At 71.0% G+C, this 13,628-nt stretch carries 13 protein-coding genes; 10 read left to right on the top strand and 3 right to left on the bottom strand.

The genetic code is table 11. The annotated features are described in order from the left end of the window. Nucleotides 1-165 precede the first annotated feature (165 nt). Together xrtP and ABJI51_RS28105 are read left to right on the top strand one after the other, a co-directional pair. Nucleotides 166-675 carry an exosortase P gene (gene xrtP / locus ABJI51_RS28110; protein ID WP_348954331.1) on the top strand — a complete coding sequence of 170 codons (510 nt, stop codon included), beginning with the start codon at nt 166-168 and terminating at the stop codon, nt 673-675. Continuing rightward, on the top strand, nt 672-2,048 hold the full coding sequence (locus ABJI51_RS28105) for an XrtP-associated glycosyltransferase (RefSeq protein ID WP_348954059.1): 1,377 nt from the start codon (nt 672-674) through the stop codon (nt 2,046-2,048). The genes xrtP and ABJI51_RS28105 overlap by 4 nt, the downstream gene beginning before the upstream one ends. Before the next feature lie 22 nt (nt 2,049-2,070). On the opposite strand, the gene ABJI51_RS28100 is transcribed toward ABJI51_RS28105, so the two are convergent. Then, nucleotides 2,071-3,963 (bottom strand): N-acetylmuramoyl-L-alanine amidase, encoded by a 1,893-nt coding sequence (locus ABJI51_RS28100; RefSeq protein ID WP_348954058.1) that lies wholly within the window; start codon nt 3,961-3,963, stop codon nt 2,071-2,073. A 276-nt stretch (nt 3,964-4,239) separates the two neighbouring features. Here ABJI51_RS28100 and groES point away from each other — a divergent pair, with 276 nt between their 5' ends. Next, nucleotides 4,240-4,533, top strand: coding sequence for a co-chaperone GroES (gene groES, locus ABJI51_RS28095; protein WP_004559922.1), 294 nt, complete (start codon nt 4,240-4,242; stop codon nt 4,531-4,533). 89 nt (nt 4,534-4,622) lie between these two features. After that, on the top strand, nt 4,623-6,236 hold the full coding sequence (gene groL / locus ABJI51_RS28090) for a chaperonin GroEL (RefSeq protein WP_348954057.1): 1,614 nt from the start codon (nt 4,623-4,625) through the stop codon (nt 6,234-6,236). 150 nt (nt 6,237-6,386) lie between these two features. Here the strand turns inward: groL and ABJI51_RS28085 are convergent, their stop codons facing one another. Beyond that, entirely contained in the window at nt 6,387-6,707 is a 321-nt protein-coding gene (locus ABJI51_RS28085) for a WhiB family transcriptional regulator (RefSeq protein WP_277991888.1), read from the bottom strand. A gap of 230 nt (nt 6,708-6,937) precedes the next feature. On the opposite strand from ABJI51_RS28085, the gene ABJI51_RS28080 reads away from it, so the two are divergent. From ABJI51_RS28080 to ABJI51_RS28060, 5 genes are all read left to right on the top strand, one after another. Continuing rightward, complete coding sequence (locus tag ABJI51_RS28080) at nt 6,938-7,843, top strand: MerR family transcriptional regulator (protein WP_431605671.1); 906 nt, start codon at nt 6,938-6,940, stop codon at nt 7,841-7,843. Between the two features lie 130 nt (nt 7,844-7,973). Next, nucleotides 7,974-8,828 carry a hypothetical protein gene (locus tag ABJI51_RS28075; RefSeq protein ID WP_348954330.1) on the top strand — a complete coding sequence of 285 codons (855 nt, stop codon included), beginning with the start codon at nt 7,974-7,976 and terminating at the stop codon, nt 8,826-8,828. Between the two features lie 131 nt (nt 8,829-8,959). Then, nucleotides 8,960-9,556: a response regulator transcription factor gene (locus ABJI51_RS28070; protein WP_003073605.1), complete on the top strand. Its 597-nt coding sequence runs from the start codon at nt 8,960-8,962 to the stop codon at nt 9,554-9,556. Between the two features lie 394 nt (nt 9,557-9,950). Next, on the top strand, nt 9,951-10,523 hold the full coding sequence (locus tag ABJI51_RS28065; RefSeq protein ID WP_072474704.1) for a sigma-70 family RNA polymerase sigma factor: 573 nt from the start codon (nt 9,951-9,953) through the stop codon (nt 10,521-10,523). Further along, entirely contained in the window at nt 10,524-11,465 is a 942-nt protein-coding gene (locus ABJI51_RS28060) for an anti-sigma-D factor RsdA (RefSeq protein WP_348954055.1), read from the top strand. It begins immediately after the preceding gene. A 58-nt stretch (nt 11,466-11,523) separates the two neighbouring features. On the opposite strand, the gene ABJI51_RS28055 is transcribed toward ABJI51_RS28060, so the two are convergent. Next, nucleotides 11,524-11,919: a DUF5319 domain-containing protein gene (locus ABJI51_RS28055; RefSeq protein WP_348954054.1), complete on the bottom strand. Its 396-nt coding sequence runs from the start codon at nt 11,917-11,919 to the stop codon at nt 11,524-11,526. 129 nt (nt 11,920-12,048) lie between these two features. Between ABJI51_RS28055 and guaB the strand changes: the two genes are divergently transcribed. Then, the gene (gene guaB, locus ABJI51_RS28050; protein ID WP_348954053.1) at nt 12,049-13,560 is read left to right on the top strand and encodes an IMP dehydrogenase; all 1,512 of its coding nucleotides are present in this window, start codon (nt 12,049-12,051) and stop codon (nt 13,558-13,560) included. Nucleotides 13,561-13,628: the final 68 nt, after the last annotated feature.

Here is a 13,628-nt window from a genome sequence, read left to right as displayed (position 1 = left end):
CCTAGCAAGTTTGCGGTCCGTACTGCCGAATGGGCCGCTAAACCACACCTGCGGGGTGGAACTCCGGCGGGATGCTGTCCTACGCTCGCCCGGAAGCCCAAGCTTGATCGAAGAGCCGACACCGAGAGGAACGTCGTGGCCGTAGCGAGCGCACCGAATGCGGGTATGTCCCGGTTTCCCCTGGTCGCAGCGCTGACCGCGCTGGCGGCCGCGGGTGCCGTGCTGGTGCTGGCCGAGCGGTTCTACCGCGAGCTCGAAGTACGGCTGGCGGGCGCGATCCTCGATGTCATCACTACATCGGGTGTTTATGTTGCCGGGGATCGCGAGGCTGTCTACTTTGGGTTGGGCGGCACTACTCCGTTCGGGTTGAGAATGACGCCGGAATGTTCTTCGGCGTTCCTCTTGCTGCCCCTGCTCGTTGTGAGCATGGCCATGGTGTATTTCCGGCCGTCGAATGCGCGGCGCATCTTCTTTTCCCTCGGCATTTCCGCGCTCGTCGTCGTTCTGGTGAACCAGCTCCGCATTCTGACGATCGTCGGGCTGGTGCACTGGTTCGGCACCGACGAGGGCTACTACTGGGGTCACACGCTGCTCGGCTCGATGGTGAGCGTGTTCGGCGGCGCGGTCTCGCTCGTGCTGTTCGTCTGGCTGTCGACGCGGAAGAAGAAGGCATGAGCGTCAAGGTCCTGCTGGCGATCACGCAGGCGTTCGCGCTCACCATGAGCGTGGCGTTCCTCGTCTACGTCGTGGTGATCGTGGTGCCGTACCTGCGCCGCAGGCCGGGGCCGGTGGGCGACCCCGGCGAGTTCACCTGGCACTTCTTCGTGCCGTGCCGTGACGAGCAGGTGGTCATCCGCGACACGATCCGCTATCTGCGCACGACGTTCCGCAAGGCGCACGTCTGGGTCGTCGACGACGACTCCGAGGACCGCACCGCGCGTGTCGTGCGGATGCTGTGGCGGCGGCACGGCGGCTACGACCCGTACCTGCACCTGGTGCCGCGCGTGCGGCCCGAAGCCAGGACGGGCAAGGGCGACGCCCTCAACGCGGCCTACCGCGCGCTGAACGAGTGGATGGGCCCGGACGCGTCGCGGGACGACGTCGTCGTGGTCGTCGTCGACGCCGACGGCCGCCCGGCGCCGAACTGCCTGGAGGTCTGCGCGGCACCGCACCTGTTCGGCGACGCGGAGATCGGCGCGGTCCAGCTCGACGTCCGGATGAGCAACGCCACGACACCGCCGCCGACGCGCAACCGGTTCGGCCGCTGGTTCGGCCTGAAGCTCGCGCAGCTGCAGGACCTGGAGTTCCGGACGGCGATCGCGGCGATCCAGACGTCCCGTGGCTTCACCGGCACGATCTCCATGGGCGGCAACGGCCAGTTCACCCGCCTCACGGCACTGGACTCCATCGCGGGCGCCGACGGCCAGCCGTGGCGCGGCTCGCTGCTGGAGGACTTCGAGCTGGGCGTCCACCTGCTCACGGCGGGCTGGCGCACCGGGTTCACCCCGGATTCCCATGTGGCCCAGGAAGGTCTGTACAGCCTGCGGCGGTTCCTGGTGCAGCGCACGCGCTGGGGCCAGGGCACCATGCAGTGCGCGCGCTACCTGCGCCGGATCTGGGACTCACCGCACGTCACCACCCTCGGCGCGGCGGAGATGATGTACTACCTGGCCCAGCCGTGGCTGCAGCTGCTGGGCTCGCTGCTGTACCCGATCCCGTTCGTGCTGCTGGTGGTGACCACGGCAGGCGACCCGGCGCGGATGTGGGCGTGGTTCACCGAGGGCGCGTGGATCCTGTTCGCCATCTACGGGTCGTTCGGGCTGCTGCCGTTCCTCGTCTGGGGCCCGATCTACCAGCTGAAGTGCCTGCGCAGCAAGAACATCCTGCGCGGCCTCGGCATGGGCTTCGCGTACGCGGCGTACATCTACACGTTCTACGTGACGTCGTGGCGCGCGGTGTTCCGGTTGGTCCGCGGCCGCAACGGCTGGGCGAAAACCCGCCGCAACACCGAGCAGGCGGCCGGGGCGAAGGTCGCGCTCGACGCGTGAGCGCGACCTCCGCCTGCCGTGCCTAGAACGCCGGGACGATCCGGACGTCGTCGGCCTTGACGAACGCGATCCGGTGCCCGAACTGGATCTGGACGTACTTCAGCTTCCCGCGGACCACCACGTGGTCCGCCGGGTCGAACGTCGTCGCGTAGTAGTACTCCGAGCCGACCGTTCCGGCCGAGGAGTACTTCTGGCCGGAGAGCAGCGTGTACGGCAGCGGAGTGATCACCTGCACCGGCACGTTCGCCGGGTAGGCCTCCGGTTCCGGGTAGGCGCGGCCGAACACCGGCACCGACGCCAGACCCGGCTTCGGCGTCACGACCCAGCCGATCGCCGGCTTGGCCACGCGGGCGTTGCGCGGGTTGGGGAACCAGCCCTTCTGCCCGAGGTACCAGATCGCCGTCCAGTCGCCGCGGACCTCGGCGACGGCGTACTGCTGCCCGGTCGCCACGCGGCTGCCGACGTCGGCGACGTCCATCGTGGACGCCGAGCCGTCCGGGTGCAGGCCGGCGTCCTTGAGCAGCGGCGCCGTTTCACTCGGCTCGGTGTGCAGCACGACCGCCTCGGACCCGCGGAGCGTGCACGGCTGCCCCGGCTTCTCGCAGCCGGTGAAGGCGGGCTGGTTCTTCGCGAAGTCCGGGTCGATGGTGACCAGCGAGGAGCCGGGCAGCCCGAACCCGCCGAGCGGCGCGCCCATCAGGTCGAAGTAGTGCGCCCAGTCCCAGTAGGGGCCCGGGTCCCAGTGCATGCCCTTGATCGTCGCCGGCACGGTGCCCGGCACGTTGTCGTGGCCGATGATGTGCGCCCGGTCGAGCGGGATGTCGTACTTGTGCGCGAGGTAGCGGACGAGCTTCGCGCTCGTGCGGTACATCGCCTCGGTGTACCAGGTGCCCTTCGCGGCGAAGCCCTCGTGCTCGATGCCGATCGACTTCGCGTTGACGTACCAGTTGCCGGCGTGCCACGCGACGTCCTTGGTCGGCACGTGCTGGGCGATCAGGCCGTCGTTGGACCGGATGCTGTAGTGCCAGCTGACGTACGTCGGGTCCTGGACGAGCTGCAGGACGTTGTCCCAGTAGCCCTCGGTGTCGTGGATGACGATGTGGTCGATCTTCTGGCTCTTCGGCCGGTCGGCGAGGTCGTGGTTGCCGTAGTCGTCCTTCGGCAGCTCCTGGTACGGCGCCGGCACGGACTCGCAGGCGACGCTGCGCGGGCACTCGACGTCCGCCGGGTTGCCGTCGTGGCGGGGTGGCGCGAGGTCCGGCGTCGCGGCGAGGCTGACCTGCTGGCCGTCGTCGGTGGTGCGGGCGACACCGGACTTGATGGTTTCGAAGACCTCGTCGGCGAAGGCCTGCGCGGCGCCCGCCTCGGCCGAGCCGCTGTAGCGCGCGACGGCGTCGTACCAGTCCTGGACGTTGCCGCTGCCTGCCTTGCCGAGGTCCCGCTGGTACTTCGCGAGCAGGGCGGCACCGCCCCGGATGTTCTGCCGGGCGTCGGAGCGCAGGGTGGCGGCGTCGGTGCCGGCGAGCCGGGCGGCCTCGTCGACGGTCTGCAGCTGCGGCGGCGGCGCGGCAGCCTCGCCCTCCGGGTGCCGGGCGGGCCGCGCGTCGTCACCACGCGGGTCCTCGGAGCCCTCGTCGTGGTGGCTGGTCGCCACCCCGGCTTCCCGCAGGTCGGTGAGGTGCATCGGGCCGTAGCCGGCGGCGGTGCTGGGCGTGCCGGCGTTGGCGTCCCACCTCGACTCGAGGTAGGAGACGCCGAGCAGGACGTTCTGCGGAACACCGAACTCGCTCGCGGCGGCGGCGAAGTCACGCTGCCGCTGCTCGGCGGGAGCGGCCTGCGCCGGCGCGGCGGCCAGGCCGGAGAGAAGAGCGACGGCGGCAGCGACGGCCGCCGTTCTCGGGACGGGGCGGGACATGGGCATAAACCCCCAGGGTTCAGGTGCCGGACGTCAGCACCTAACCAGAAACTCACGCCGGGGGTAAGGGGGCGCGTCGGCAGGCCCCGGGAGCGCCGCAAGCAGCAGGTCAGGCCGGTTGTCGCCCACGAGGGCCACCCTCCTTGCGAAGCTGGCACTCACGTGGCTAGAGTGCTAATCGCACGGCCCGACACGCCCCGGCACCCGCGACGGCGGGGGTGGTAGGAGCCGTAAGTCATCCTGCCAACGCTTTCGACGACCGTGGAGGTCAACCCGGTGAGCGTGAACATCAAGCCGCTCGAGGACAAGATCGTTGTCCAGACGAGCGAGGCCGAGGAGACGACCGCTTCCGGCCTCGTCATCCCCGACACCGCCAAGGAGAAGCCCCAGGAGGGCAAGGTTCTGGCCGTGGGCCCGGGCCGGATCGACGACAAGGGCAACCGCGTCCCGCTGGACGTGAACGTCGGCGACGTCGTCATCTACTCGAAGTACGGCGGCACCGAGGTCAAGTACAACGGCGAGGACTACCTGATCCTGTCCGCCCGCGACGTGCTGGCCGTCATCAACTGACGTCCGCTCGCAGCGCATGACGCCCCGGGCCCCGCAACACCGGGGAGCGGGGCGTTCTTGCGTTCAGAGAAAGGTAAGCGGTACACGCTATGCCCAAGCAGATCAGTTTCGACGAGGACGCTCGTCGCGCGCTGGAGCGCGGGGTGAACAAGCTCGCCGACGCGGTCAAGGTCACCCTCGGCCCGCGCGGCCGCCACGTCGTGCTCGACAAGAAGTTCGGCGGCCCGACCATCACCCTCGACGGCGTGACCGTCGCCCGTGAGGTCGAGCTGGAGGACCCGTTCGAGAACCTCGGCGCGCAGCTCGCCAAGAGCGTCGCCACCAAGACCAACGACGTTGCCGGTGACGGCACCACGACCGCGACCGTGCTCGCGCAGTCGCTGGTGAAGCACGGCCTGAAGAACGTCGCGGCAGGCGCCAACCCGACTTCGGTCGGGCGCGGCATCGAGGCCGCCGCGGAGAAGGTCATCGAGGTCCTCAAGTCCAAGGCCACCCCGGTCAAGGGCCGCGAGAACATCGCCCAGGTCGGCACCGTGACCTCCCGCGACGCCAACATCGGCGCCCTGCTCGGCGAAGCCGTCGAGAAGGTCGGCGAGGACGGCGTCATCACCATCGAGGAGTCGTCGACCCTGGCGACCGAGCTGGTGATCACCGAGGGTGTCCAGTTCGACAAGGGCTTCCTCTCGGCGCACTTCGCGACCAACCCGGAGGAGCAGAAGGCGATCCTCGAGGACGCCTACGTCCTGCTGCACCGCGAGAAGATCTCGGCGCTGGCCGACCTGCTGCCGGTGCTGGAGAAGGTCGTCGAGGCCAAGAAGCCGCTGCTGATCATCGCCGAGGACGTCGACGGCGAGGCGCTGTCGACCCTCGTGGTGAACTCGCTGCGCAAGACGATCACCGCCGTCGCGGTCAAGGCGCCGTTCTTCGGCGACCGCCGCAAGGCGTTCCTGGACGACCTCGCGGTCGTCACCGGCGGCGAGGTGATCTCCGCGGAGATCGGCCGCAAGCTGTCCGACGTGGACCTCGGCTCGCTGGGCAAGGCCCGCCGGATCGTCGTCACCAAGGACGACACCACGATCGTCGACGGTGCCGGCTCGGCCGACGCCATCGCCGGGCGGGTCGCGCAGATCCGCAAGGAGATCGAGACGACCGACTCCGACTGGGACCGCGAGAAGCTGCAGGAACGCCTGGCCAAGCTGGGCGGCGGCGTGGCGGTCATCAAGGTCGGCGCGGCCACCGAGACCGAGCTGAACGAGCGCAAGCACCGCATCGAGGACGCCGTGGCTTCGACCAAGGCGGCCGTCGAGGAGGGCATCCTGCCCGGCGGCGGTTCGGCGCTGGTGCACGCGGTCAAGGAGCTCGAGGGCGACCTCGGCCTGACCGGTGACGAAGCGACGGGCGTCAAGATCGTCCGCGACGCGCTGACCGCCCCGCTGTTCTGGATCGCGACCAACGCGGGCCACGAGGGCGCGGTCATCGTCAACAAGGTGCAGGAGCAGGGCTGGGGCCAGGGCTTCAACGCCGCCACCGGCGAGCTGACCGACCTGCTGGCCGCCGGCATCGTCGACCCGGTCAAGGTGACCCGGTCGGCGGTGGCGAACGCCGCCTCGATCGCGCGTCTCGTGCTGACGACGGAGTCGTCGGTCGTCGAGAAGCCGGCCGAGGAGGAGCCCGCCGCGGCCGGCCACGGCCACTCGCACTGATTTCGACAGGATCGGGGCGGCACTTCTTCGGGGGTGCCGCCCCGCTCTCGTCTCGCCTGACCGTCACTTTCACGTGAAAGTGGCGGTCCCCGAAACGGCACGGAGGGCGGCACCCCACCCGGTGCCGCCCTCCGATGTTCGTGGCGCGCTTCAGCCGCCGGACATGCTCAGCGCGCGTTTGTCGGCCTTGATGATGTGCTCCCGTTCGGACTCCGAGAGCCCGCCCCAGATGCCGTAGGGCTCGTGCACCGCGAGCGCGTGGCTGCGGCACATCTCCAAGACCGGGCAGCTCAGGCAGACGGCCTTCGCCCTGGCCTCCCGCCGTGCCCGCGCCGGGCCGCGCTCGCCGTCCGGGTGAAAGAAGGACGCGCTGTCCATCCCCCGGCACGACCCTTCGAGCTGCCAGTCCCACATGTCGGCGTTGGGTCCTGGGAGCCTGCGCGTGTCTGCCATCCTGACCGCCTCCGTCATTCGGTCGATGCCGCTAGCTGCTCTGCTGTGGTTCCGATACTCCATTCGGTGCAACGGCGGTAACGTTAGAAGCGCGCCAATAGTTGTTCAAGCGATTCGGTTCGATTCAGCCGTTAGGCATCCCCCGGATGTGTGAGCTGGGGTTTCGCCTCCGGTTGCCGACTCCGCTGAGTGCCTGGATATTGAGGCTCGTGGGAGCTGGGTCGGGCACCGAAGAACCCACCCTGCCGGTGGCCTCGGTCGCCCGCCGGCTCGGGGTCGCGCCGTCCACCCTCCGAACCTGGGACCGCCGCTACGGCCTCGGCCCCAGCCGCCACACCGACGGCCGTCACCGCCGCTACGGCAGCTCCGACATCGGCAGGCTCGAACTGATGCAGCGCGCGCTGCTGAGCGGCGCGTCGACGGCCGAGGCCGCGCGGTACGCCCTCGAGCAGATGCCGCGTTCCGGGCCGCCGCAGCCGGAGGAGCCTTCGCGGCCCGCCGGGGTGACGGCGGCCGACGACGGCCTCGAGGTCCGGTCCCGCCTGGCCCGCCGCCTGAGCACGGCCGCGCTGGCGATGGACGTCGGCGCGGTGCAGCGGATGCTCGCCGACACCATCGCCGAGCTGGGCGTCCTCCCGGCCTGGACCGGCGTGATCGAGCCGGTGCTCTCGGCACTGGGCGCACGCTGGCGCGGGGCGAGCGCGGGAGCGGAGGTCGAGTACCTGCTGGCGGAGTGCGTGTTCGCGGCGCTGGTGCGCGCAACCCCGGTGCTCGACGAGCCCCGCAACACCCGCCCGGTGCTCCTCGGCTGCGTCCCGGAGGAGCGCGACTCGATGCCGATGTACGCCCTCGCGGCGGCGCTGGCGGGCCGCCGGATCGGCGCCCAGCTGTTCGGCGTCCCGCTGCCGGCCGAGGTACTGGCGGTGGCGGTCCGCCGCAGCGCTCCGGCGGCGGTGGTCCTGTGGGCCCACCGGCGCGGGGTGGCGGACACGCGGCTGTTCGCCCGGGTGTCGCGGGGGAGGCAGCGGAGCCGGCTGTTCGCGTGCGGCCCGGGCTGGGACCCGGCGGCCCTGCCGGACAAGGTGGAGCTGCTCACCGACCTCCCGGCCGCGGCGGACCGCATCGAGCACGTCCTGGTGGGCGGGCGCCGCTGACGTCATGAACGAGTCGTTCATGCCATCCGACGACATGAACGAGTCGTTCAGGACAGCTCGGCAGCGCGGCCACCCGGGTCCCGGCGGCGCCGATCATGGTTTTGTCGGTGGGACCCGCTACAAAGGACGGGTGCACGAACCCGCCCTCCGCGCCGCCGCCTTCGGTGGTGACCCGCTGCCCGATCCCGCTGTGCTGCGCGGGCCGGGCACCGGGCGGGAACGGCTGCTCGCCGCCGTCGTGCTCGGGGCTCAGGGCCGGTACGCGGCCGCCGCCACGCTTCTCGACGCCCTCCGGCGCGGGAAAGCTCCGCTCGAAGCCTCCCTCGCCGCCAGCACCCTGGGCGCGCACCGGCGGCAGCTCGGCGGGCATCGCGAGGCCCGCGCGCTCGACGGTGAGGCCTTCGCCATGGCCGTCACCCTCGAGAGCGAGCCCGATCCCGACGGCCTCGACGCGGCCGGGGCGCGGGCCGACGCTCTCCTCGGCCTCGCCGCCGACAACCTCGCCCTCGGCAGGCTCGCGGCCGCCCGGCGGCTCGCCGAGCGGGCCGCCGCGCAGGACGCCGGGTGGCGGGCCGGGGTGCGGAGCGGCTGGGTCGGCGCCGAAATCGAACTCGCCGCAGGTCAGGGCGCTGCCGCCGTGCCGCATGCCGAGCGCGCATTCGAAACCGCTGTCGCGCGCGGGGCGCGGCGGCACGCCGTGAAATCCGGGATCGTGCTGGCCGTGGCGCTGCGGGCGGCCGGGCGTCCCGATCACCGGGAGATTTCGGACGCTCTTGTCGGAAATGCGATGGCCGCCGCCGAGGAATCCGAATTGCTTTCACTTTCGTGGCCCGCCGCGCTCGTCGCGGCCGACCTGCGCCCAGGACACGCCGAGGAGTATCGATTCAGAGTGGCGCAGGTGTTGCACGCAGTGTTACGAAGCGCAGATCCTTGCGGAAGGAGGGTTGCGGGGGAATCACCATGGGTGCCCGTCCCGGGTGGTTGAGCCGTCGGAATGGGGTGTTCCGGCATCCGGGCTAAGAAACTTCAAAAAAAGCCACCGGATCGTGTCAAGGTTCGGGCTAAAGCGTCCGATAGGGGAAGTGGAATGTCACCCGGCTGCAGGAAGGAAACCCCGTGACGACGGTCTTGATCTGCGACGACCGACGCAGTGTCCGTGAAGGGCTCACCCGAGTGATGTCCGCGGTCCCTGGGGTCAGTCGCATCGACTGCGTAGCGCACGGTGACGAGCTGCTGGCCCGGTACTCCCGTCAGCCCGTCGACGTCGTGCTGGTCGGGACGCAACGCGCGGTCCCGACGGGTGTCGAAGCCACCCGGCGGCTCGTCTCGGCCAACCCCCAGGCGAACGTCATCGTCTTCGGCGCCCCGGACGACGCGGGCAGCATCGCCGCCGCCATCGCCGGCGGTGCGCGCGGCTACCTCCGCTGGGACGCGTCCCGGCCGGAGCTGGTCGCCGCCCTCGCGCACACCCTGGCCAGCACCTCGGTGCCCGCGCCCCGGCAGCCGTCCGACCCGGGCGTCCAGCTGACCGAGCGCGAGCTGCAGGTGCTGCGCGGGATGAGCCAGGGCAAGAGCAACGGCCAGATCGGCCGCGAGCTCTACCTGTCCGAGGACACGGTCAAGACCCACGCCCGGCGGCTGTTCCGCAAGCTCGGCGTGCGCGACCGCGCGCAGGCCGTGGCGCACGGCTTCCGCCGCGGCCTGGTCAGCTGACCCTCCGCGGGCTCTTCTCCTCGATCCTGACACGGCCGGAAAACAGGTGACGACGGGCCAGGGCGCACCGCCCTGGCCCGTACCTGCGTGGTCCCCATCACACTCCGGCACCCGAAGCGGCTGCCTCCCCGGCGGACACCCGCCTCACTCTCCGTCCCTCCGACGGATCTCGTACCCGCGGCCCGGTTCGCTCGTTGAATCGTCGACATCGACCGCGGGTCTGCAGGAAATCCGTATTTTCGCGGCTTCGACGGCCGCGGCGCGCCCGGGCACACCGCGCGCGCCGGCCCGGAGCGGGCCGCAGGTACGGTAGCGGTCACCGGTGCGCGGTGGAGGGCAACCTCGGGCCGGACTCTTTGCACGCCTACACGTAACACTGGGACTGTTGTCTGCGATGGCCAATGTGGGGGATGGACTGGATGAGCCGGTCGCCGCTGCTGTCGAGGGAGATCCCCAGGCAGTGGAGCGGCTGCTGGCTGCTATCCGTCCACTGGTAGTGCGGTATTGCCGCGCCCGGGTTGGCAGGCAGGAGCGATCGTTCGCTTCGGCGGACGACGTTGCGCAGGAGGTGTGTCTCGCGGTGCTAACGGCATTGCCCTCGTACCGCGACCAAGGCCGCCCATTTTTGGCGTTCGTCTACGGGATCGCCCAGCACAAGGTGGCCGACGCGCATCGCGCGGCGGCGCGCAACCGGGCCGAGCCGGTGGCCGAAATCCCCGACGAGATCGAGGGCGGGGTCGGCCCCGAGCAGCGGGCGCTGCAAGGTGAACTGAACGAGCGGATGTCCCAGTTGTTGCAGGTGCTGCCGGACAAGCAGCGGGAGATCGTGGTGCTGCGCGTGGTCGTCGGCCTGTCGGCGGAGGAGACCGCGGACGCGGTCGGCTCGACGCCCGGCGCCGTCCGCGTCGCCCAGCACCGCGCCCTCGCGCGGCTGAGAAAGGTCCTGGCCGCGGAGGAGGTGATCTGAGTGACCGGTCACGAGAAGGGTTTCGAGCCGGAGGACGTCTTCGGCAGTGGCCTGTCGGCGTCGGAGGCGGAGTTCGCCGCCGACCTGTCGGCCGTGCAGGCCGATGACGCACTGCTCGACGCGCTCGGCGGGTCCGACCCGGCGCTTGCCGACGGTCTCGGCGACCAGGAGCTCAATGCGTTGCTGGTGGCGTGGCGAAGAGACATCGACAGCGAGCCGCTGGCCGAGCTCGTCGACGTCGACACCGCTGTGCGCACCGTCACCACCGCCGCTCTCGCGAAGCGGCATTCCGCAGGCGGACGCCGCCGCAGGCTGCTCGTCCCGGTCGCCGTCGCCGCCGCCGTGCTGGCGATCGCCTTCACCGGGACAGGGCTGGCCGCGCGCTCCGCGCAACCCGGCGACACGCTGTGGGGCCTGGCCAAGGTCCTCTACAGCGACCACACCCGTTCGGTCGAGGCGGCCGCGACCGCCAAGCTCGACCTCGAAAAGGCCAACCTCGCCATCGCCGGCGGCAACCTCGCCGCCGCCCGCCAGGCCCTCCAGGACGCGCAGGCCGCGTTGTCGCAGGTCACCGACGAGGAGAACCGCGACCAGCTGCTGGAGCAGCACCGCCAGCTCGCCGCCCAGCTGCAGAACCCGGAGGCCCCGGTCCAGGGGCCGATCCAGACGGCCGTGCCGCCGGTGACGCCCGGTGCGCCGTCCAGCCCGCAGAATCCGGCCGGGTCCGCGTCGTCGCTGCCGGGCAGCGGCAGCGGCACCACGAGCCTGCCGGGCACCGCGACGCCCACGCCGACGCCACCGCCGCCGACCACGACGCCGCCGGCCCCGACCACCGAGCTGCCGCCCCCGCCGACCACCACCGGCGCCACGGGGAACGAGCCGGGCACGCCGCGCAGCGAGTCCTCCGGCGGTCAGCCGCAGGGCGTCGAGGCGACGACGTAGGTCACCCAGACGAAGAAAAAGCCCTGGTGAGCAAGCTCACCAGGGCTTTTTCGCGCGCTCAGTACGCGCTCTCGTTGGCCGTCACGCCGTCGGCGAAGCCGCGGCAGTAGTCCCAGCTCACGTAGTCGCCGGGGTTCGGGTCGTAGGCCGGCTCGTGCGGACGCATCCGCCCGTCGGCCAGCAGCTGCTCGAGGCTGGCGCGCAGCAGGTGCCAGTCGTGGTAGTGCGGTTCGTCGCACTCACCGCAGTCGACGACGATCCCGCGTACCCCGCGGGGCTCGAGAAGTGCCTGGTAGACGGCCAGATCCGACAGGTCGGCCAGCAGTTCGGTGCGTTCGGCGTCACTGATCGGCTCGTCCAGCCGGTCCTCGTGGTCGAGAAACGCGCGGGCCGGGTCGTCCGGGTCGTCCGCGAACGGGTCTGGGGGCAGGACATCATGCGCCACGGCCTGCACGGTACCCGCCGGTCGCGGCGGCTCGCCCACCGCCCGGGGCGGGGGTGCCCGGCGGATATCATGAGGGGAAGGCTCCGGGTCGCCACAGCGGCCCCGCTCATCCCGCGCCAGGAAGGCCCTTCACCCGCTATGACCAGCGACGGCATCACCGCCCCCGTGCCGGCCAAGTTCGCCATGCTCGGCCTGACCTTCGACGACGTGCTGCTGCTGCCGGCCGAATCGGACGTCGTGCCCAGCGGGGTCGACACGAGCACCCGGCTGAGCCGGAACATCACCCTCGGCATCCCGCTGGTGTCCGCCGCGATGGACACCGTCACCGAAGCGCGGATGGCGATCGCCATGGCCCGCCAGGGCGGCATCGGCGTCCTCCAGCGCAACCTCCCGATCGAGGAGCAGGCCGCGCAGGTCGAGGTCGTCAAGCGGTCGGAGGCCGGCATGGTCACCGACCCGGTCACCTGTTCGCCGGACGCGACGCTGGCCGAGGTCGACGCCCTGTGCGCGCGGTTCCGCATCTCCGGCGTGCCGGTGACCGACGCGGCCGGGACGCTGGTGGGCATCATCACCAACCGCGACATGCGGTTCGAGGTCGACCACAGCCGCCCGGTGTCCGAGGTCATGACGAAGGCGCCGCTGGTCACCGCGCAGGTCGGCGTGTCGGCGGACGCGGCGCTCGGCCTGCTGCGCCGCCACAAGATCGAGAAGCTCCCGATCGTCGACGGCGCGGGCAAGCTGCGCGGCCTGATCACGGTCAAGGACTTCGTGAAGACCGAGCAGTACCCGAAGGCGACGAAGGACCCGGACGGCCGCCTCATCGTCGGCGCGGCGGTCGGCGTGGGCGTCGACGGCCACAAGCGTGCGATGACGCTCGCCGAGGCGGGCGTCGACGTCCTGATGGTCGACACGGCACACGGCCACTCTCGCGGGGTCGTCGAAACGGTCTCGCTGCTGAAGAAGGAACTGGGCGAGTCGGTCGACATCGTCGGCGGCAACGTCGCGACCCGGGCGGGCGCGCAGGCGCTGGTCGACGCGGGCGCGGACGGCATCAAGGTCGGCGTCGGCCCCGGCTCGATCTGCACCACCCGGATCGTCGCGGGCGTCGGCGTCCCGCAGATCTCGGCGATCTACGAGGCCGACCAGGCGGCCCGCCCGGCAGGCATCCCGGTCATCGGCGACGGCGGCATCCAGTACTCGGGCGACATCGCCAAGGCCATCGCGGCCGGCGCGTCCACGGTGATGCTGGGCAGCCTCCTCGCCGGCACGGCGGAGTCCCCTGGCGACCTGATCCTGGTCAACGGCAAGCAGTTCAAGGTCTACCGCGGCATGGGCTCGCTGGGCGCCATGCAGTCCCGCGGCTCGGGCAAGTCCTACTCCAAGGACCGCTACGCGCAGGACGACGTCCTCAACGAGGACAAGCTGGTCCCGGAGGGCATCGAGGGCCGCATCCCGTTCCGCGGCCCGCTGGCCAACGTGGTGCACCAGCTGGTGGGCGGCCTGCGCGCGGGCATGGGCTACGCGGGCGCGGAGACGATCGCCCAGCTGCAGGAGGCCCAGCTGGTCCGCATCACCGCGGCGGGGCTCAAGGAGAGCCACCCGCACGACATCACGATGACGGTCGAGGCACCCAACTACACGACCCGCTGAGTCCGCCCCTTCGGACGTTCCGCTCACCCTCCTTGATCGCAAGACTGGTGCTTCCGATCAAGGAGGGA

The sequence above is a fragment of the Amycolatopsis melonis genome, assembly GCF_040064235.1.
GTDB lineage: Bacteria > Actinomycetota > Actinomycetes > Mycobacteriales > Pseudonocardiaceae > Amycolatopsis > Amycolatopsis melonis.
This window is presented reverse-complemented; position numbering and strand designations above follow the sequence as displayed.